Origin of the sequence: Stutzerimonas nosocomialis (genome assembly GCF_005876855.1) — a bacterium.
GTDB classification, from domain to species: domain Bacteria; phylum Pseudomonadota; class Gammaproteobacteria; order Pseudomonadales; family Pseudomonadaceae; genus Stutzerimonas; species Stutzerimonas nosocomialis.
The window spans coordinates 107,119-125,780 of record NZ_QLAE01000006.1 but is presented as its reverse complement, the minus strand read 5'-3'; the positions used below and the strand labels follow the sequence as shown (position 1 = coordinate 125,780).

Sequence of the window (18,662 nt, the reverse complement as noted above, 5' to 3'; positions counted from 1 at the left end):
CGGGGCCGGGTCCAAGCTGAACCGGTCCTGAACGAAAGTCGTATCTGTAATCTGGCGACACGCTCCCCGTTTGGGACGTTGCGGGGGCGGTGCTATAGTTCGCGCCCGAAAAAGCTCGCGCACGACAGTATCTCCAAGCCGGCGGAGGTCGTCTGTTTTGCAGGCTGCATGCAAGGAGACCAGATGAGCGCTGCCAACGATATTGCCGTCGAGCTGAAGGGTGTCACCTTCAAGCGCGGCGAGCGCAGCATTTTCGACAATGTCGATATCGCCATTCCGCGCGGCAAGGTGACGGCCATCATGGGCCCGTCCGGCTGCGGCAAGACCACCTTGCTGCGCCTGATCGCCGCGCAGTTGATGCCGGCTTCCGGCGAAGTGTGGGTCGCGGGGCGCAACCTGCCGGCATTGTCACGCAGCGAGCTGTTCGAGATGCGCAAGCACATGGGTGTGCTGTTCCAGAGCGGCGCGCTGTTCACCGACCTGGACGTGTTCGAGAACGTCGCCTTTCCGCTGCGGGTCCACACCAAGCTGCCGGACGACATGATCCGCGACATCGTGCTGATGAAATTGCAGGCGGTCGGCCTGCGTGGCGCGGTGGAGCTGATGCCGGACGAGCTGTCCGGCGGCATGAAGCGCCGCGTCGCGCTGGCGCGTGCGATCGCGCTGGACCCGCAGATCCTGATGTATGACGAACCCTTCGCCGGGCAGGACCCGATCGCGATGGGCGTGCTGGTGCGGCTGATTCGGCTGCTCAACGATGCACTGGGCATCACCAGCATCGTGGTGTCCCACGACCTCGCCGAGACCGCCAGCATCGCCGACCATATCTATGTGGTGGGCGACGGTCAGGTGCTGGGGCAGGGATCGCCTGAGGAATTGAAGCATTCGAGCGACCCGCGAATCGCCCAGTTCATGCAGGGCCTGGCCGACGGGCCGGTGCCTTTCCACTTTCCTGCGTCGGGTTACGCCGATGACCTGCTCGGAGGTGCCGATGCGTAAGCATTCTCTGCTCGATCGAGTCGGGCTGCTCGGTCGGGCCGGCCTCGACGTTTTGGCGGCGCTGGGACGCTCGACGCTGTTCCTCGGGCATGCCCTGCTCGGCCGGAGTGGCCTCAACAATTCGCTGGAGTTGCTGGTTCGCCAGTTGTACTCGGTGGGCGTGCTGTCGCTCGCCATCGTGGTGGTGTCGGGCATTTTCATCGGCATGGTGCTGGCGCTGCAGGGCTACAGCATTCTCGCCAGCTACGGGTCGGAGCAGGCGGTCGGGCAGATGGTTGCCCTGACACTGTTGCGCGAGCTCGGGCCGGTGGTCACGGCGTTGCTGTTCGCCGGGCGCGCGGGTTCGGCGCTGGCGGCCGAAATCGGCAACATGAAGGCGACCGAGCAGCTGTCGAGCCTGGAAGTCATTGGCGTCGATCCGCTCAAGTACATCATCGCCCCGCGGCTGTGGGCCGGCTTCATCTCGTTGCCCCTGCTGTCGGTGATCTTCAGCGTCGTCGGTATCTGGGGCGGTGCGATGGTCGCCGTCGACTGGCTGGGCGTCTATGAAGGGTCCTACTGGGCCAACATGCAGAACAGCGTGAGCTTCACTTCCGATGTGCTCAACGGGGTGATCAAGAGCGTCGTGTTCGCCCTCGTGGTGACCTGGATCGCGGTGTTCCAGGGCTACGACTGCGAGCCGACTTCCGAAGGTATCAGCCGAGCGACTACCCGGACCGTGGTGTACGGGTCCCTGGCGGTTCTGGGACTCGATTTCATTTTGACTGCCTTGATGTTTGGAGATTTCTGATGCGAATCCGCACACTGGAAATGGGTGTCGGTCTGTTCCTGGTGGCCGGGCTGCTGGCGCTGCTGCTGCTGTCGTTGCGGGTCAGCGGGCTGAGCGTTTCCGGTACCGATACCTACAAGCTTTACGCCTATTTCGACAATATCGCCGGTCTGACGGTCAGATCCAGGGTGACCATGGCGGGCGTCACCATCGGCAAGGTCACGGCGATCGATCTGGATCGCGACAGTTTCACCGGTCGCGTGACGATGGAAGTGAGCAAGGACGTGGACATGCTGCCGATGGATTCGACCGCTTCGATCCTGACCGCCGGCCTGCTCGGTGAGAAATACATCGGTATCAGCGTGGGAGGGGATGACGAGCTGCTGGTGGATGGCAGCACCATCCGTGATACCCAGTCCTCGCTGGTACTGGAAGAGCTGATCGGCAAATTTCTGCTGAATTCGGTCAATAGAGAATGAGGAGTTTCGACATGCTCAAAGCCTTGCGTCGTGGTTTGCTGGTCCTGCTTGCCAGCGTGCCGATGGTTGCCCTGGCGGCGCCGAGCGCCCATCAAGTGATCCAGCAGACCACCGACGAGCTGCTGGCCGACCTCAAGGAAAACAAGGAGCGGTACCGCAGCGAGCCGGGCGCCTTCTACGACGCGCTCAATACGATCCTCGGGCCGGTGGTGGATGCCGAAGGCATCTCGCGCAGCATCATGACGGTGCGCTATTCGCGCCAGGCCTCACCCGAGCAGATGAAGCGCTTCGAGGAGAACTTCAAGCGCAGCCTGATGCAGTTCTATGGCAATGCCCTGCTCGAATACAACAACCAGCAGATTCGCGTGCTGCCGGCCAGCGGCAAGCAGGATCCGGAGCGCACCAGCGTCGGCATGGAAGTGGTCGATCGCCAGGGCACGGTCTATCCGGTGCAGTACACCATGGTCAACCTCGGTGGCGAGTGGCGCGTGCGCAACGTGATCATCAACGGCATCAACGTGGGCAAGCTGTTCCGTGACCAGTTCGCCGACACCATGCAGCGAAATGGCGGCGATCTCGACAAGACCATCGACGGCTGGGCCCAGGTGGTGGCGCGTGCCCGCGAAACCGAGGCGGGTCAGCAGGCGACCGGCGATGACTGATGCGCGCATCGCCGAGGTCGCACCGGGCGAGCTGCGGCTCGACGGCGTGCTCGACTACCGTAGCGGCCCCGCGCTGCGTCAGGCGGGGCAGGCGCTGATTCGCAAGGCGACGACCCCGGCGGTGGTCATCGATTGCTCCGGCGTGCAGCAGTCCAGCAGTGTCGGGCTGTCGCTCCTGCTGGCCTATCAGCGCGACGCCACAGCGGCCGGACGGCAGCTGCGGATCGTCGCGTTGCCGGGCGACATGCGCCAGATGGCGGGGGTTTACGGCCTGCACGAGGTGCTGGCCTTCGACGAGGTCGTCGCGCCGCCCGCGTCGGCCTGACCCGTTTCTCGTCGGCTGCGCACCGCGCAGGGTTCGCAGCTCGCGGGGTTTTTTGTATGATGCACGGCCGTGCGCGTCCGTCGCCGATCGAGGTTGAACATGCAGGCTGCAGAAGTGAAAAACCTCCTGGAAGAGAAGCTTCCGGGAGTCCAGGTGGAAGTCGAAGGGGAAGGCTGCAACTTCCAGCTCAACGTCATCAGTGACGAGCTGGCGGCCCTGGGGCCGGTCAAGCGCCAGCAGCAGATCTATGCCCATCTGAACCCCTGGATCGCCAACGGCAGCATCCATGCGGTGACCATGAAATTCTTCAGCAGTACCGATTGGGCGCAGCGCGCCTGACCGCATTCGGCGTATCCGAACAGACCTGAGCGCACGCTCCGAATCACCGGCCGTGCGCTTTCTTCGAGACGGCCTCTGGCCCGCTATGGGAAATCCATGGACAAATTGCTAATTACCGGCGGCTCCCGTCTCGATGGCGAGATCCGCGTCTCCGGTGCCAAGAACTCGGCCCTGCCGATCCTGGCCGCCACCCTGCTGGCCGACACGCCCGTCACCGTGTGCAACCTGCCGCACCTGCACGACATCACCACCATGATCGAGCTGTTCGGTCGCATGGGCGTGCAGCCGGTGATCGACGAGAAGCTCAGCGTCGAGGTCGACGCCAGCAGCATCCGTACCCTGGTCGCGCCTTACGAGCTGGTCAAGACCATGCGGGCCTCGATCCTGGTGCTCGGCCCGATGGTCGCGCGCTTCGGCGAGGCGGAAGTGGCATTGCCCGGTGGCTGTGCCATCGGCTCGCGTCCGGTCGACCTGCACATCCGCGGGCTCGAGGCGATGGGCGCGCAGATCGACGTCGAAGGTGGCTATATCAAGGCCAAGGCGCCCGCCGGCGGTCTGCGTGGCGCGCACTTCTTCTTCGATACCGTCAGCGTGACCGGTACCGAGAACATCATGATGGCCGCTGCGCTGGCCAACGGCCGTAGCGTTCTGGAGAACGCCGCGCGCGAGCCGGAAGTCGTCGACCTGGCGAACTTCCTCAACGCGATGGGCGCACGGGTATCGGGTGCCGGCACCGCGACGATCACCATCGATGGCGTCAAGCGCCTGGGTGGCGGTCGTTACAGCGTGATGCCCGATCGCATCGAGACCGGAACCTACCTGGTCGCTGCCGCTGCGACCGGTGGCCGGGTGAAGCTCAAGGACACCGATCCGACGATCCTCGAGGCCGTGCTGCTCAAGCTGGAAGAGGCCGGTGCCTTCATCGATACCGGCAGCGACTGGATCGAGCTGAACATGAAGGGCAACCGGCCCAAGGCCGTCAGCGTCCGCACGGCGCCTTACCCGGCGTTCCCCACCGACATGCAGGCTCAGTTCATCTCGATGAACGCGGTGGCCGAGGGCACCGGCACCGTCATCGAGACGGTGTTCGAGAACCGCTTCATGCACGTCTATGAAATGAACCGCATGGGCGCGCAGATTCTCGTCGAAGGCAACACGGCGATCGTCACTGGCGTACCGCAGCTCAAGGGCGCCCCGGTGATGGCCACCGACCTGCGCGCATCGGCGAGCCTGGTGATCGCCGGGTTGGTCGCCCAGGGCGACACGCTGATCGACCGCATCTACCACATCGACCGCGGCTACGAGTGCATCGAGGAAAAGCTGCAGTTGCTCGGCGCCAGGATTCGTCGGGTACCGGGCTAAGGGCCTGACCTGCCGGCGGCCGCCCGGTCGCCGGCTCGCGGTTGCGATCGACCGGCCTGCGCCGGGTATTTTCTAAGGATTCGCCATGCTGACCATCGCCCTGTCCAAGGGACGCATCCTCGACGACACGCTGCCGCTGCTGGCGGCTGCCGGCATCGAGCCGACCGAGAATCCGGACAAGAGCCGCAAGCTGATCATCCCCACCACCCAGGACGATGTGCGTCTGCTCATCGTTCGTGCCACCGACGTGCCGACCTATGTCGAGCATGGCGCGGCGGATGTCGGCGTCGCCGGCAAGGACGTGCTGATGGAGTACGGCGGCCAGGGGCTCTACGAGCCGCTCGACCTGCAGATCGCCCGCTGCAAGCTGATGACCGCGGGCAAGGTCGGCGCGGCCGAGCCCAAGGGTCGCCTGCTGGTCGCGACCAAGTTCGTCAATGTCGCCAAGCGCTATTACGCCGAGCAGGGCCGCCAGGTCGACATCATCAAGCTCTATGGCTCGATGGAGCTGGCGCCGCTGGTCGGCCTGGCGGACAAGATCATCGACGTCGTGGACACCGGCAACACGCTCAAGGCCAACGGCCTCGAGCCCCAGGAACTGATCGCCACGATCAGCTCGCGGCTGATCGTCAACAAGGCGTCGATGAAGATGCAGCACGCCCGCATCCAGGCACTGATCGACGCCCTGCGCACCGCGGTCGAGTCGCGCTAGGCGGAGCGTTCGCGCTTCGCTATGCGCCCGATAGCTCAAATAGCCGGGTGGCCCGTGGTCGGGCTTGATATTCTGGCGCCCTTGCCGCGTGCCGGCGTTCGAGGCCGGCCGCGCCAGCCCATCGCTGCGACCTGAACCTGCTTGTGCATTTGCTTTCATGAGGCCCGATATGACCCGTCCCTGCGCTGTTCGCCGACTCGATGCTGCCGATCCCGCGTTTTCGAGTGACCTGGATCATCTGCTGAGCTGGGAAAGCGTCTCGGACGAAGGCGTCAACCAGCGCGTCCTGGAGATCATCGCGGCGGTTCGGCAGCGCGGCGATGCGGCCCTGGTCGAATTCACCCAGCGCTTCGACGGCCTGGAGGTCGGCTCGATGGCCGATCTGATCCTGCCGCGCCAGCGCCTGGAACAGGCCCTGGATCGCATCACGCCGACACAGCGCACCGCGCTGGAAACGGCCGCCGCGCGGGTGCGCAGCTATCACGAGAAGCAGCGACAGGATTCCTGGCAGTACACCGAAGCCGACGGTACGGTGCTGGGCCAGAAGGTCACGCCGCTCGATCGCGCCGGGCTCTACGTGCCCGGCGGCAAGGCCTCCTATCCTTCCTCGGTATTGATGAACGCGATTCCGGCGAAGGTCGCCGGGGTGCCGGAAGTGGTAATGGTGGTGCCCACGCCGCGCGGAGAGCTCAACGAGCTGGTGCTGGCCGCCGCGGCGATCGCCGGCGTCGACCGCGTCTTCACCATCGGCGGTGCCCAGGCCGTCGCGGCCCTGGCCTACGGCACCGAGAGCGTACCGCCGGTGGACAAGATCGTCGGCCCCGGCAACATCTATGTGGCCACCGCCAAGCGCCACGTGTTCGGCAAGGTCGGCATCGACATGATCGCCGGGCCCTCCGAGATCCTGGTGGTCTGTGACGGCCAGACCGATCCGGACTGGATCGCCATGGACCTGTTTTCCCAGGCCGAGCACGACGAGGATGCCCAGTCGATCCTGGTCAGCCCCGATGCCGCCTTCCTCGATCGCGTGGCGGCGAGCATCGAGCGGCTGCTGCCGACGCTGGAGCGCGAGGCCATCGCCCGTACCTCGCTCGAAGGGCGGGGCGCGCTGATCAAGGTGGCGGACATGGCGCAGGCGATCGAGGTGGCAAACCGCATCGCGCCGGAGCACCTGGAGCTGTCTGTGGCCGATCCCGAGCAGTGGCTGCCGCAGATTCGCCATGCCGGCGCGATCTTCATGGGGCGTTATACCGCCGAAGCGCTCGGCGACTACTGCGCCGGGCCGAATCACGTGCTGCCGACTTCCGGCACGGCGCGCTTCTCGTCGCCACTGGGCGTCTACGACTTTCAGAAGCGCTCCTCGATCATTCACTGCTCCGCCGACGGCGCATCCGAGCTGGGCAAGGTCGCCTCGGTGCTCGCCCGTGGGGAATCGCTGACGGCCCATGCGCGCAGCGCGGAATACCGGATCAAGGGCTAGCGGTACGTTTCACGCCGCAAGCGACAAGTCAGATCCTGGGGTGGGCAACGCTTTTCTTGCCCACCCTTGAGGAATGGAAAACCGACCACATTCGAGGAGAGAAGGGCGGATGAGCAAATTCTGGAGCCCTTTCGTCAAGGACCTGGTGCCCTATGTGCCGGGCGAGCAGCCGAAGCTGACCCGGCTGGTCAAGCTCAACACCAACGAAAACCCCTACGGCCCCTCGCCCAAGGCGATCGAGGCGATGCGTGCTCAGCTCGACGACGGCCTGCGGCTGTATCCCGATCCGAGCGGCGACGCGCTCAGGCAGGCGGTGGCGGACTTCTACCAGATTCCCGCCAGCCACGTGTTCGTGGGCAACGGCTCGGACGAGGTGCTGGCGCACGCGTTTCACGGCCTGTTCCAGCATGGCCGGCCGCTGCTGTTCCCCGATATCAGCTACAGCTTCTATCCCGTCTATTGCGGGCTCTATGGCATTCCTTTCGAGCCCGTCGCGCTCGACGAAGGCTTCCAGATCCGCATCGAGGATTACGCCCGTCCCAATGGCGGGATCATCTTCCCCAACCCCAACGCGCCGACCGGCTGCCTGCTGCCGCTGGAGGCGATCGAGCGCCTGCTGCAAGCCCATCCGGATTCGGTGGTGCTGGTTGACGAAGCCTATATCGATTTCGGCGGGCAGACGGCCGTCGCGCTGGTCCAGCGCTACCCCAACCTGCTGGTGACCCAGACCCTGTCGAAATCCCGGTCGCTGGCCGGGCTGCGGGTCGGCCTCGCGATTGGCCAGCCCGAGCTGATCGAGGCGCTGGAGCGGATCAAGAACAGCTTCAATTCCTATCCCCTCGATCGCATCGCGATTGCCGGCGCGGCGGCGGCATTCGCCGATCGCGATTATTTTCAGCAAACCTGTGCGCGGGTGATCGAAAGCCGCGAATCGCTCGTCGAGCGGATGCAGGTGCTGGGTTTCGAGGTGCTGCCCTCTGCGGCGAACTTCATCTTCGCCCGTCACCCGCAGCATGATGCGGCCGCCTTGGCGGCGGCCTTGCGTGAGCAGGGCATCATCGTGCGGCACTTCAAGCAGCCGCGGATCGCGCAGTTCCTGCGTATCACCATCGGTACGCCAGAGCAGAACCAGGCGTTGCTCGATAGCCTGGCTCCCATCCTTTCGGCATGAGATCGTTCAGCCCCGCTGCGGCGGGGCTGAACGCATGGTTCATTCGTCCGGCTTGTCAGGCTCGGCGGTGATCACCGGGCGCATGCCCACCTCGGCGGTCAGCGTCATCGGCTTGTTGTTGCGCAGTATCTCGATGGCGATCTTGTTGCCCGGGCGCGCGCGGGCGACCTGGTTCATCGAGCTGCGTCCGTCCACCGCCCTGGCGTTGTCGATGGTCAGGATCAGGTCGCCGGGCTGCAGGCCGGCACGCTCGGCCGGGCCATCGCGATAGACGCCCGCCACCACGATCCCGGGGCGCCCTTCGAGGCCGAAGGATTCGGCCAGTTCCGGCGTCAGCGACTGCACTTCCACGCCGAGCCAGCCGCGAATCACCTGGCCGTGGTCGATGATCGACTTCATCACCTCCAGCGCCAGCTTGACCGGGATCGCGAAGCCGATGCCCTGCGAACCGCCGGATTCGGAAATGATCGCGGTGTTGATGCCGATCAGGTTGCCGTTGGCATCGACCAGCGCGCCACCGGAGTTGCCCCGGTTGATCGCCGCGTCGGTCTGGATGAAGTCTTCGTAGGTGTTCAGGCCCAGCTGGTTGCGTCCGGTGGCGCTGATGATGCCCATGGTCACCGTCTGGCCGACGCCGAACGGGTTGCCGATCGCCAGGGTCACGTCGCCGATGCGGATGCTGTCGGAGTGGCCCAGGGTGATGGCGGGCAACTTGTCCAGGTCGATCTTCAGGACCGCAAGGTCGGTCTCAGGGTCGCTGCCGATCACGCGCGCCAGGGTTTCGCGGCCATCCTTGAGCGCCACGATGATCTGGTCCGCGTTGGCCGTCACGTGGTTGTTGGTCAGCAGGTAACCCTGGGGGCTCATGATCACCGCCGAGCCCAGGCTGTTCTCGATGCGGCGCTGGCGCGGCAGGCTTTCGCCGAAAAAGCGGCGGAACACCGGATCCTTGAGCATCGGGTGTTCGGACTGGCTGGTCATCTTGGTGGTGTAGAGGTTGGCCACCGAGGGAGCGGCGCTGCTGACCGCGCTGGCGTAGGAGTGCGGTCCCTGCTGTTGCGGCATGATCGTCCGCGGTGCCTGCTGCAGGCTGTATTGATGGGGGCTGAGACCGACCCAGTGCGGGTAGCGCTGGATGATCAGCAGGGCTACGAGCACGCCGACCACCAGGGGCCAGCCAAAAAAACGCAGGGCGTTGGTCATTGCGTTCCAGGTCCGGTGAGTTGCGGGCAGAGGGAGCGGCCCTTAGTCGGGTAGGGACAGGCCATTACTGGCCCGTCCCCCCCTAAGAACCGTACGTGCGGCTTTCACCGCATACGGCTCAAGTTTACGAAAAGCCAGCCTATGGCTGGCCGGCAACTATGGTGGCGATATTAACATTACCCTCCATATCGCAGAGCTACCTTTTCACGCTGGCTGTGCACCAGCGCATGGCAGTTGGGATGAAGCAGCATACGATTCCTCAGAGTATCCGGCCCGCCGTCCACACGCCTGATGACGTGATGGTCGTGCCAGCCGGTTTCCTTGTTGATCGCATGTCCGCACAGGGCACAAAGCCCCTTCTGCCTGCGGAAGATGCTGAGTATCTGCCCCCGATAACGCAGCGAGTGCTGCATCCGTTTGACCCTCAGCGCTTCCCACTTCAGCTCCTGCATCGCGTCGTAGGGCTGATACTCACCCGGTAGACGCTTGTGACGCACGATTGCGGTTTCCGCCAGCCCGTACAGCCGTCGGAACTGCCTTTCTCCCTTGCCATTCTTGTAGGGATACGCAAACACCCAGTTCTGCCTGCCTATGGATCGGAAGTATTTATTCCTGATCCAGTCAGCCGACTTCTTCGGATGCCTACGCTTCGCCCACCTCCAGAGTCGCCAGAACACCAAGTGATCAAGCTTGCTGAAGGTCTGTTTTGCCACGACCGGGGAGTGGTATTGCGCCCACCCTCTCAGTACCGGGTTCAGCTGGCCGATCAACGCATCCTGCGTCAGAGCCCCGCTGCCTTTGATGATCTCGCGCACTTTCCGATAGAACGCCGAGACGTTCTTCTTCGAGGGTTTGATCAACAGCTTGGCGTTCCTATACGGCGATTTCGGCACGTACTTCCTGAAATTCCACCCCAGAAAATCGAAGCCTTGATGGATATGCGTGATCTGCGTTTTCTCCCGTGACAGCGCAACCCCTCGTACCGACAGGAATTGCTCTACCCAGGGTTTGACCTCCTCTTCCAACAGCTCTTTCGAGGCTGCTGTCACGACGAAGTCATCCGCATAGCGCACACACTGCACTTTGATCTTCCTGGCCTTCATGGCACCCAGCTTCTGCGCCAGATGGCGCTTCAGCTGAGTCTCCAGACCATTCAGGGTGGCGTTTGCCAGACAGGGCGAGATAATTCCTCCCTGCGGCGTCCCGGCCTCCGTAGCCATGAGTTGTCGCCGGTCGATAACCCCGGCCTTCAACCATTTGCGCAGCACCTTCCTATCCATCGGGACATTCCGGCACAGCCACTCGTGGTTAATGTTGTCGAAGAACCCTTTGATATCACCTTCCAGAATCCAGACCGGCGCCGTTTGCGGCGACAGCAGGTGGAAAAGCTCAACCATTGCGTCAGCAGTCGAACGATCCGGGCGAAATCCATAGGACTTCGGATCGCTGGTGCTTTCCACGACAGGCTCCAACGCTTGGAGATACAGCGCCTGCATGGCCCGATCCAACATCGTCGGGATACCCAGCGGGCGTTTCTCCTGTTTACCGGGCTTCGGTATCCATACCCGCCACAGCGGTCTGGGCCGATAGCCTCGTTGTTTCGACAGACGTCCCACGGCATGGAGCTTGGCCTGAGGCGTTCCCCAGGTTTCTCCATCGACACCCGGCGTCTTACGACCCCGGTTCTCCGTGACTCGTCTTACGGCCAGACAGCGACCATAGAACGAGTGGGTCAGCAGTCGTTGCAGGCGTTTAACCCTGCGCCAGTCGCCTTCCCGAGTTGCCTGCGCAATCTTTAGCTGCGTTTTCCGAACGGTTTGTTGAATTCTGGCCCAATCGAGATCGTGCCAGTTCTTCACCCCGTCGAAGGACGCAGACGCGACCGATGTTGCTGGTTGCGTTTTCATACAGTCCTCCTGATATGCACGACATTCAGGACGGACTACTCCCCTATGGGCAGTAGTCGCCCATAGGGTCGTTTGGTTATCGCTGGAATCAGCGGCTCTTCTTACGCTCGTAAACCAGATGCACGTCAGCCAGGGTTGCCCCTGCCGGTAATATCTCAACCGGTATGCCACCCATTACAGGTAGCCCTTCGCTTTTTGCATCCTCCCATTCCCCACACCCATCAGCGCCCCTTGCGGTTTGCCTGCCTGACCGATGTTGCTGGCCAGGCGAGTGGTCGGGATTGCCACGTTCCCCGAGTCGCATCAATTCCCCGTTTAGGCTTCGTCTTTCCCCCGGCAGTCGTCGTGGTACCGCATCACACTCACCTACTGTGATGACCGACTGCGTTGCCGTTTGGCTGGGGCCGATAATTGCCGTAGGCCCGTCAATGCTTACGGAGGTTCTGGCGACGATTCACATGTGTTAGCCATGCGGGTTGGGTCATTAGCCTCGACACGTCCGTGCAATTCGGACGCGAAGCGTTCTCCGTCACCGGATAACACCCTCTTGCGAGCGAGACATTGTTAATCAGGCTTCACACCTTGGAGTTGGCCCCCAACGCATGCCGATCTAATGAACTGGCGGGTACACGCCAGGCTCGGTACTCCCTGAACAAGCAGAGCTGAGCAATGCGATTCGGAGCTTGACGCTCCGTGCTTGGTTCAACGTCCCCCAACGTCTCACGACGGTGATAAAGGCTCTATGCCCAACGTGAGGGACGAAATCTGCCCAGAGGGCGGAATTCACCCCATGGGTTAGACATTATTTGTAACAATCGAGCCAGGCTGGATTGCTACTTTCTGGTTTCTACACCCCATTGCGGACCCATTTTGGGTGCGAATTGATGCAGATTTATTGCCTCGCTTCGACAAAACGCAGAGCGTCCGAAGCGTAGGATTACCAGGCAAAGCCGGTACATTGACTGCTGTTTTAGGCATCAACCCCTTGATATCAAAGGATTTGGAGCCATGGTGCAGTGAACCAGACCAACCACGACACGTACACACGTGTCGCACAGGTGGCGGCATTATACGAAGCTGCATGAATAATGCAGCGTGCATGACGAAGAGGATCGATTGATGGCCATCGCCCTGAACACATTGGTTGCCGAAGCGGATCGCTATCTGAACGCCGCCAGGATCGCCGATTACTGTCCCAACGGGCTGCAGGTCGAAGGGCGGCCGCAGGTGCGGCGCATCGTCAGCGGGGTCACTGCCAGCCAGGCGCTGCTCGATGCGGCGGTGGAGGCCGAGGCCGATGTGATCCTCGTGCACCATGGCTATTTCTGGAAGAACGAGGATGCGCGCGTGGTGGGCATGAAACAGCGGCGGCTGAAGACGCTGCTGACCCACGACATCAGCCTGCTGGCCTATCACCTGCCGCTCGACGTGCATCCGGAGGTCGGCAACAACGTCCAGCTCGCGCGCCTGCTTGAGCTGACCATCGAAGGGCCGCTGGAGCCGGACAATCCCAAGTCGGTCGGGTTGGTCGGTTCGCTGGACTCGCCGCTCACCCCAGTGGATTTCATGCACCGCATCCATGAGGCGCTCGGCCGCGAACCGCTGATGATCGAGGGCTCAGGGCTGATCCGACGGGTCGCCTGGTGCACCGGCGGTGCCCAGGGGTATATCGACCAGGCGGTGAACGCCGGGGTCGATGCCTACCTGACCGGGGAAGCCTCCGAGCCGACCGTGCACGTCGCTCGCGAGAACGGCCTCAGTTTCTTCGCGGCCGGGCACCATGCGACCGAGCGGTATGGCGTACAGACGCTCGGGGATTATCTGGCGCGCCGCTTCGCGATCGAGCACCTGTTCATCGACATTCCGAATCCGGTGTGAGCACAGCACGCCAGGTATAACCATAGAGCCTTTTGGTATAACTGCGGGCCTGATTAGAATTTTTCGCCGTGCTAGAGTGCGGCGTTTCGCGGCCGGTCGTGCCGTTCATTTTTATCTCGTGAGTAGCCATGGTCGACAAACTGACGCATCTCAAACAGCTGGAGGCGGAAAGCATCCACATCATCCGCGAAGTCGCTGCCGAGTTCGACAATCCGGTGATGCTCTATTCGATCGGCAAGGATTCGGCGGTCATGTTGCACCTGGCGCGCAAGGCCTTCTTCCCGGGGCGCCTGCCGTTCCCGGTGCTGCACGTCGATACCCGCTGGAAATTCCAGGAGATGTACCGCTTCCGCGAACGCATGGTCAGCGAGATGGACCTGGACCTGATCACCCACATCAATCCCGAGGGTGTGGCCCAGGACATGAACCCCTTCACCTACGGCAGTGCCAAGCACACCGACGTGATGAAGACCGAAGGGCTCAAGCAGGCACTCGACAAGTACGGCTTCGACGCCGCGTTCGGCGGGGCTCGGCGGGATGAAGAAAAGTCCCGTGCCAAGGAGCGTGTCTACTCGTTCCGCGACAGCAAGCACCGCTGGGATCCGAAGAACCAGCGCCCCGAGCTGTGGAACGTCTACAACGGCAATGTGAAAAAGGGCGAGTCGATCCGGGTGTTCCCGCTGTCGAACTGGACCGAGCTGGATATCTGGCAATACATCTATCTGGAGCAGATCCCCATCGTCCCCCTGTACTTCGCCGCCGAGCGCGAGGTGATCGAGAAGAACGGCACGCTGATCATGATCGATGACGAGCGCATCCTCGAACACCTCTCGGAAGAGGAGAAGGGCCGCATCGAAAAACGCATGGTCCGTTTCCGCACCCTGGGCTGCTACCCGCTCACCGGCGCTGTGGAATCCACCGCCACGACCCTGCCGGAGATCATCCAGGAGATGCTGCTGACCCGCACCTCCGAGCGCCAGGGCCGCGTCATCGACCACGACGCCGCGGGCTCCATGGAAGAGAAAAAGCGGCAGGGCTATTTCTAACGTCCAGCGGACAACGAACTCGCGGGCATGCCCGTATCGGTTGATAAAACAGAATTCAGGCTAGCTGCGCCCTTCGGCTGCAGTGTGGAGCTATAGCGAATGAGTCACCAATCCGAACTGATCAGCGAGGACATCCTCGCGTACCTGGCCCAGCACGAGCGCAAGGAGCTGCTGCGCTTTCTCACCTGCGGCAACGTCGATGACGGCAAGAGCACGCTGATCGGCCGCCTGCTGCACGACTCCAAGATGATCTATGAGGATCATCTGGAAGCCATCACCCGCGATTCGAAAAAGGTCGGTACCACCGGCGACGAGGTTGACCTGGCGCTGCTGGTCGATGGCCTGCAGGCCGAGCGTGAGCAGGGCATCACCATCGACGTGGCCTACCGCTACTTCTCCACAGCCAAGCGCAAGTTCATCATTGCCGACACCCCCGGCCATGAGCAGTACACGCGCAACATGGCCACCGGCGCATCCACCTGCGACCTGGCGATCATCCTGGTCGATGCCCGCTACGGCGTGCAGACCCAGACCAAACGCCACAGCTTCATCGCCTCGCTGCTGGGCATCAAGCACATCGTCGTCGCCATCAACAAGATGGACCTGAACGGCTTCGATCAGCAGGTGTTCGAACAGATCAAGGCCGATTACCTGGCGTTCGCCGAGCGCATCGAGCTCAAGCCCACCTCGCTGCATTTCGTGCCGATGTCCGCTCTCAAGGGCGACAACGTGGTGAACAAGAGCGAGCGTTCACCGTGGTACACCGGGCCTGCGCTGATGGAAATTCTCGAGACGGTGGAAATCGCCGGCGACCGCAATTTCAACGACCTGCGCTTCCCGGTCCAGTACGTGAACCGGCCGAACCTCAACTTCCGGGGGTTTGCCGGCACGCTCGCCAGCGGCGTCGTGCGCAAGGGCGACGAAGTGGTGGTTCTGCCGTCAGGCAAGGGTAGCAAGGTCAAGTCCATCGTCACCTTCGATGGCGAGTTGGAGCAGGCGACGCCGGGTGAGGCTGTCACCCTGACGCTGGAAGACGAAATCGACGTCTCGCGCGGCGACATGCTGGTCCATGCCGACAACCGCCCCCGTATTGGCGATGCCTTCGAGGCGATGCTGGTGTGGATGGCCGAAGAGCCGATGCTTCCGGGCAAGAAATACGACATCAAGCGCGCCACCAGCTACGTGCCGGGCTCGATTGCCAGCATCGTGCACCGGGTCGATGTGAATACGCTCGAACATGGCGCTGCCAGCAGCCTGCAGCTGAACGAGATCGGCAAGGTCAAGGTTGCCCTGGATGCGCCCATCGCCTTCGACGGCTACGAGCAGAACCGCACCACCGGCGCCTTCATCGTCATCGACCGCTTGACCAACGGTACCGTCGGCGCCGGCATGATCATCGCCGACCCGCTGGACGGCCAGAACACCAGTGGCAGCCACGGCGCGCTGGCCCACGTCACCCGCGAAGAGCGCGCCGCGCGCTTCGGCCAGCAGCCGGCCACCGTGCTGTTCACCGGCCTTTCAGGTGCCGGCAAGAGCACGCTCGCCTATGCGGTTGAGCGCAAGCTGTTCGACATGGGGCGCGCAGTCTACGTGCTCGACGGCCAGAACCTGCGCCACGACCTGAACAAAGGCCTGCCGCAGGATCGCGCCGGCCGTACCGAAAACTGGCGCCGCGCCGCCCACGTCGCCCGCCAGTTCAACGAAGCCGGCCTGATCACCCTGGCGGCTTTCGTTGCGCCCGATGCCGAGGGCCGCGAACAGGCCAAGGCATTGATCGGTGGCGATCGCCTGCTGACGGTTTACGTCAAGGCCTCCGCGGAAGTATGTAGGCTGCGTGATCCGCAGGGGCTGTATACGGCCGGGGGAGATAATATTCCGGGCGTGGCGTTTGGGTATGACGAGCCTGAGGCGGCTGAGCTGGTCATCGACACCGAGGCCCTGCCGCTCGAAGAAGGGGTGAAGAAGGTGGTCGAACTGCTCCGCCAGCGCGGCGCGATTTAAGAACGTAGGGCGGGTGCAACCCGCCGGCGTCCTGTTTCATGGATTTGCTAGCTAAATAAGTTACGATCGTCTTTCGTTCGATCAACAAGGATGTGATTCGAATGTCTCGCTATCGTCGGGCCGCCATGCCCGGAGCATCTACTTTTTCACGGTCGTAACGGAGCGGCGCCAGTCAATTCTGACTGATTCCGCTGTCCGTGTTGCGCTATGCGAGGCAATCGTTTCGGTTCGCCAAACGCTGCCGTTTGACATCCGCGGTTGGGTTTTGCTACCCGACCACCTCCATGCGATCTGGACATTGCCAGAGGGCGACGCCGACTTTTCCAATCGCTGGCGCTTGATCAAGCGCCACGTCACACGCGCCTGTGCGGCTAGCTATGTGCGGCCAGACCTTCTCACCCGGCGGCGATCAGCCAAGCGGTGCGGCACCCTTTGGCAGCACCGCTTCTGGTAGCATCTCATCCGCGATGAGCGGGACTTCCGCCACCATATGGACTACCTGCACGCTAATCCGCTGAAACATGGGCTGGTATCGCGTGTTGCTGATTGGCCTTGGTCGTCTTTTCATCGTTGCGTCAGGGAAGGGATATACCCCATCGATTGGTCAGGTCGCGCAGCGTCAGAAACTATCCACGGCATGGAATAGGCGTAGGGCGGTGTAACCCCGCCGCGTATTCAGAGGGACATCGTCACGTCCGGACATGCCCGCAAAACAAAACCCCGCCGGAGGGCAGGGTTTTGTGTGTGGTCGGTCAGGCGGTGTGTAACCGCGCGGGTTTCACCCGCCCTACAGGGCTGACTACCTTGGCGGCCTTCGTGGCGCCGGATGCCGAGGGCCGCGAACAGGCCAAGGCATTGATCGGTGGCATCGCCTGCTAACGGTTTACGTCAAGGCCTCCGCTGAAATCTGCAAGCAGCGTGACCCGCAGGGGCTGTATGCGGCCGGTGGAGATAATATTCCGGGCGTGGCGTTTGGCTATGATGAGCCTGAAGCGGCTGAGCTGCTTATCGATACCGAAACCGTGTCGCTTGAGGAAGGTGTAAAGAGCGTGATCGAATTACTTCGCCAGCGCGGCGCAATTTAAGCCGAGGAGCCCTGCTCATGCAGGGTCCTATTTGTAAGAGCGATAAAGGATATTCGGGTGGAGAGCGGAATAAGGCAATAATCTCTATAAGCTGCCTAACCCAAATATAAGTTTGTAATTGGTTCCTCCGAGATCTGTGGGCTTGGTTGATTGGTTGGTTAGCAAAGGTGTCGTGCTCTTGCAATATTATGGGGATGGACTATTCGCATCCGTGAGGCATAAAGGCCGACCGCCATGCGCCTGCGGCCGAGGTGTCCACATGGCATCTCCACACTCCTGAGGCCGCTCTCTGGAGGCTGATTGACGTGCCGCGAATTGCGGAATGTGCTCCTTGCCCCATTGTGATATGCAGACTTCCCGCACCGTTGCTGCTAACGCTTGCTACGTTGCCTTCTCTTACTAGGTTGGATCGCTCGTAGCCTAAGTCTTCATTAGTGACGTCTGTCTGCCCATTATTGACGGAAGCTTCGAAGGCACTTTTGTAAGAAGACAATTCAGCATGAGCGCGCTTCATTTGGGTTATAACAACGCGCTCTTGAAAAAGAGGGACCGCAATCGCTGCGAGTAATCCAATAATAGCAACGGCGATCATGAGTTCAACAAGGGTGAACCCTAACGACCTTGTGTTCATGAGATTTCCGGTGGCATAAAAATATGCCCCGCACATGGCGGGGCATAAAATCGATCCGTTCAAGTAGCCTGAACGATAATCAACTTACTTCGGGCAGTTTGCTGGCAGATATTTGTCGTCCAGACCGGCGCTTGCCTGACAGGTCCAGGTGCCGTCGTTGGCACGGGTCCAAGTGATAGTTTCGTCCCGCAGAGCAATGGCAGCGCTGTTGCCAAAGGTGGCGGTGATGGTGTCGTCAGTACCGGTCAGGGCAGAAACTTGAGGTACGCCGGTGCCGTTAGGCAGCGTAACGCTAGTTTGTGCGTCGCCATCCAGCAGCGAAGATCCTGTGGCTTGCGGATCGCATTCGCCTGCTCCGTCGCCAATAGTTTCCTTGCCATCCAGAATGCATGCTTCTACAGCGGTCTTGATGGCGCCCGATTCTGCAACTACACGCTGTACCTGCGACTTAGCGACGTAGGTCTGGTACTGCGGGATGGCGATGGCGGCCAGGATACCGATGATGGCGACAACGATCATCAGTTCGATAAGAGTGAAGCCTTTCTGCATCTGAGCTTTCATGTGTATCTCCTTGGAGGTGTGGTTAGGCATCGGCCTGCCAAGTGTATTGCAG

Annotated in this window: 17 protein-coding genes and 2 pseudogenes; 15 read left to right on the top strand and 4 right to left on the bottom strand. The window is 62.0% G+C overall.

All coding sequences use genetic code 11. From position 1 onward, the window contains the following. Positions 1 to 183 precede the first annotated feature (183 nt). From DN824_RS05625 to hisC, 10 genes are all read left to right on the top strand, one after another. Complete coding sequence (locus DN824_RS05625; protein ID WP_138407363.1) at positions 184 to 999, top strand: ATP-binding cassette domain-containing protein; 816 nt, start codon at positions 184 to 186, stop codon at positions 997 to 999. Next, complete coding sequence (gene mlaE / locus DN824_RS05620) at positions 992 to 1,789, top strand: lipid asymmetry maintenance ABC transporter permease subunit MlaE (protein WP_138407362.1); 798 nt, start codon at positions 992 to 994, stop codon at positions 1,787 to 1,789. The genes DN824_RS05625 and mlaE overlap by 8 nt, the downstream gene beginning before the upstream one ends. Further along, the gene (gene mlaD, locus DN824_RS05615) at positions 1,789 to 2,247 is read left to right on the top strand and encodes an outer membrane lipid asymmetry maintenance protein MlaD (protein WP_138407361.1); all 459 of its coding nucleotides are present in this window, start codon (positions 1,789 to 1,791) and stop codon (positions 2,245 to 2,247) included. Before mlaE ends, mlaD begins: the two co-directional genes overlap by 1 nt. An 11-nt stretch (positions 2,248 to 2,258) precedes the next feature. Further along, a complete protein-coding gene (locus tag DN824_RS05610) occupies positions 2,259 to 2,909 on the top strand; it encodes an MlaC/ttg2D family ABC transporter substrate-binding protein (protein ID WP_138407360.1) in 651 nt (216 codons plus the stop codon). Then, complete coding sequence (locus DN824_RS05605) at positions 2,902 to 3,234, top strand: STAS domain-containing protein (RefSeq protein ID WP_138407359.1); 333 nt, start codon at positions 2,902 to 2,904, stop codon at positions 3,232 to 3,234. Before DN824_RS05610 ends, DN824_RS05605 begins: the two co-directional genes overlap by 8 nt. 99 nt (positions 3,235 to 3,333) lie before the next feature. Beyond that, positions 3,334 to 3,573 (top strand): BolA family protein, encoded by a 240-nt coding sequence (locus tag DN824_RS05600; RefSeq protein ID WP_138407358.1) that lies wholly within the window; start codon positions 3,334 to 3,336, stop codon positions 3,571 to 3,573. 96 nt (positions 3,574 to 3,669) lie between these two features. Then, positions 3,670 to 4,935 carry a UDP-N-acetylglucosamine 1-carboxyvinyltransferase gene (gene murA, locus DN824_RS05595; protein WP_138407357.1) on the top strand — a complete coding sequence of 422 codons (1,266 nt, stop codon included), beginning with the start codon at positions 3,670 to 3,672 and terminating at the stop codon, positions 4,933 to 4,935. 85 nt (positions 4,936 to 5,020) lie between these two features. Then, on the top strand, positions 5,021 to 5,647 hold the full coding sequence (gene hisG, locus DN824_RS05590) for an ATP phosphoribosyltransferase (RefSeq protein WP_138407356.1): 627 nt from the start codon (positions 5,021 to 5,023) through the stop codon (positions 5,645 to 5,647). A gap of 169 nt (positions 5,648 to 5,816) precedes the next feature. Beyond that, positions 5,817 to 7,127: a histidinol dehydrogenase gene (gene hisD / locus DN824_RS05585; protein ID WP_138407355.1), complete on the top strand. Its 1,311-nt coding sequence runs from the start codon at positions 5,817 to 5,819 to the stop codon at positions 7,125 to 7,127. Positions 7,128 to 7,236: 109 nt separating this feature from the next. Then, positions 7,237 to 8,298, top strand: a complete 1,062-nt coding sequence (gene hisC, locus DN824_RS05580; RefSeq protein ID WP_138407354.1) for a histidinol-phosphate transaminase — start codon at positions 7,237 to 7,239, stop codon at positions 8,296 to 8,298. Between the two features lie 39 nt (positions 8,299 to 8,337). On the opposite strand, the gene algW is transcribed toward hisC, so the two are convergent. Next, positions 8,338 to 9,501, bottom strand: a complete 1,164-nt coding sequence (gene algW / locus DN824_RS05575; RefSeq protein ID WP_138407353.1) for a Do family serine endopeptidase AlgW — start codon at positions 9,499 to 9,501, stop codon at positions 8,338 to 8,340. A gap of 176 nt (positions 9,502 to 9,677) precedes the next feature. Then, a complete protein-coding gene (gene ltrA, locus DN824_RS05570; protein WP_125877216.1) occupies positions 9,678 to 11,408 on the bottom strand; it encodes a group II intron reverse transcriptase/maturase in 1,731 nt (576 codons plus the stop codon). 1,119 nt (positions 11,409 to 12,527) lie between these two features. Here ltrA and DN824_RS05565 point away from each other — a divergent pair. The 5 genes and pseudogenes from DN824_RS05565 to DN824_RS22675 form a co-directional block, all read left to right on the top strand. Continuing rightward, positions 12,528 to 13,286: a Nif3-like dinuclear metal center hexameric protein gene (locus DN824_RS05565; RefSeq protein ID WP_138407352.1), complete on the top strand. Its 759-nt coding sequence runs from the start codon at positions 12,528 to 12,530 to the stop codon at positions 13,284 to 13,286. 128 nt (positions 13,287 to 13,414) lie between these two features. Beyond that, positions 13,415 to 14,332 carry a sulfate adenylyltransferase subunit CysD gene (gene cysD, locus DN824_RS05560; protein WP_138407351.1) on the top strand — a complete coding sequence of 306 codons (918 nt, stop codon included), beginning with the start codon at positions 13,415 to 13,417 and terminating at the stop codon, positions 14,330 to 14,332. Between the two features lie 99 nt (positions 14,333 to 14,431). Then, positions 14,432 to 16,333, top strand: a complete 1,902-nt coding sequence (cysN, locus tag DN824_RS05555; RefSeq protein WP_138407350.1) for a sulfate adenylyltransferase subunit CysN — start codon at positions 14,432 to 14,434, stop codon at positions 16,331 to 16,333. A gap of 101 nt (positions 16,334 to 16,434) precedes the next feature. After that, positions 16,435 to 16,979: pseudogene (locus DN824_RS22865) on the top strand (REP-associated tyrosine transposase). Between the two features lie 146 nt (positions 16,980 to 17,125). Beyond that, a pseudogene (locus tag DN824_RS22675) lies at positions 17,126 to 17,418 on the top strand (adenylyl-sulfate kinase); the annotation flags it as partial. A gap of 199 nt (positions 17,419 to 17,617) precedes the next feature. Here the strand turns inward: DN824_RS22675 and DN824_RS22860 are convergent. Both DN824_RS22860 and DN824_RS05535 read right to left on the bottom strand, forming a co-directional pair. Then, a complete protein-coding gene (locus DN824_RS22860; protein WP_158295313.1) occupies positions 17,618 to 18,049 on the bottom strand; it encodes a pilin in 432 nt (143 codons plus the stop codon). An 84-nt stretch (positions 18,050 to 18,133) separates the two neighbouring features. Further along, positions 18,134 to 18,610 (bottom strand): pilin, encoded by a 477-nt coding sequence (locus DN824_RS05535; RefSeq protein ID WP_138407348.1) that lies wholly within the window; start codon positions 18,608 to 18,610, stop codon positions 18,134 to 18,136. Positions 18,611 to 18,662 lie beyond the last annotated feature (52 nt).

Bases quoted from the DNA above. Each gene is read 5' to 3' on its own strand.
- cysD (WP_138407351.1), top strand. From the start codon at position 13,415: ATGGTCGACAAACTGACGCATCTCAAACAGCTGGAGGCGGAAAGCATC.
- mlaE (WP_138407362.1), top strand. From the start codon at position 992: ATGCGTAAGCATTCTCTGCTCGATCGAGTCGGGCTGCTCGGTCGGGCC.
- murA (WP_138407357.1), top strand. From the start codon at position 3,670: ATGGACAAATTGCTAATTACCGGCGGCTCCCGTCTCGATGGCGAGATC.
- hisG (WP_138407356.1), top strand. From the start codon at position 5,021: ATGCTGACCATCGCCCTGTCCAAGGGACGCATCCTCGACGACACGCTG.
- DN824_RS05600 (WP_138407358.1), top strand. From the start codon at position 3,334: ATGCAGGCTGCAGAAGTGAAAAACCTCCTGGAAGAGAAGCTTCCGGGA.
- DN824_RS05565 (WP_138407352.1), top strand. From the start codon at position 12,528: ATGGCCATCGCCCTGAACACATTGGTTGCCGAAGCGGATCGCTATCTG.
- DN824_RS05625 (WP_138407363.1), top strand. From the start codon at position 184: ATGAGCGCTGCCAACGATATTGCCGTCGAGCTGAAGGGTGTCACCTTC.
- hisD (WP_138407355.1), top strand. From the start codon at position 5,817: ATGACCCGTCCCTGCGCTGTTCGCCGACTCGATGCTGCCGATCCCGCG.
- DN824_RS22860 (WP_158295313.1), bottom strand. From the start codon at position 18,049: ATGAACACAAGGTCGTTAGGGTTCACCCTTGTTGAACTCATGATCGCC.
- DN824_RS05610 (WP_138407360.1), top strand. From the start codon at position 2,259: ATGCTCAAAGCCTTGCGTCGTGGTTTGCTGGTCCTGCTTGCCAGCGTG.
- cysN (WP_138407350.1), top strand. From the start codon at position 14,432: ATGAGTCACCAATCCGAACTGATCAGCGAGGACATCCTCGCGTACCTG.
- ltrA (WP_125877216.1), bottom strand. From the start codon at position 11,408: ATGAAAACGCAACCAGCAACATCGGTCGCGTCTGCGTCCTTCGACGGG.
- DN824_RS05605 (WP_138407359.1), top strand. From the start codon at position 2,902: ATGACTGATGCGCGCATCGCCGAGGTCGCACCGGGCGAGCTGCGGCTC.
- DN824_RS05535 (WP_138407348.1), bottom strand. From the start codon at position 18,610: ATGAAAGCTCAGATGCAGAAAGGCTTCACTCTTATCGAACTGATGATC.
- hisC (WP_138407354.1), top strand. From the start codon at position 7,237: ATGAGCAAATTCTGGAGCCCTTTCGTCAAGGACCTGGTGCCCTATGTG.
- algW (WP_138407353.1), bottom strand. From the start codon at position 9,501: ATGACCAACGCCCTGCGTTTTTTTGGCTGGCCCCTGGTGGTCGGCGTG.
- mlaD (WP_138407361.1), top strand. From the start codon at position 1,789: ATGCGAATCCGCACACTGGAAATGGGTGTCGGTCTGTTCCTGGTGGCC.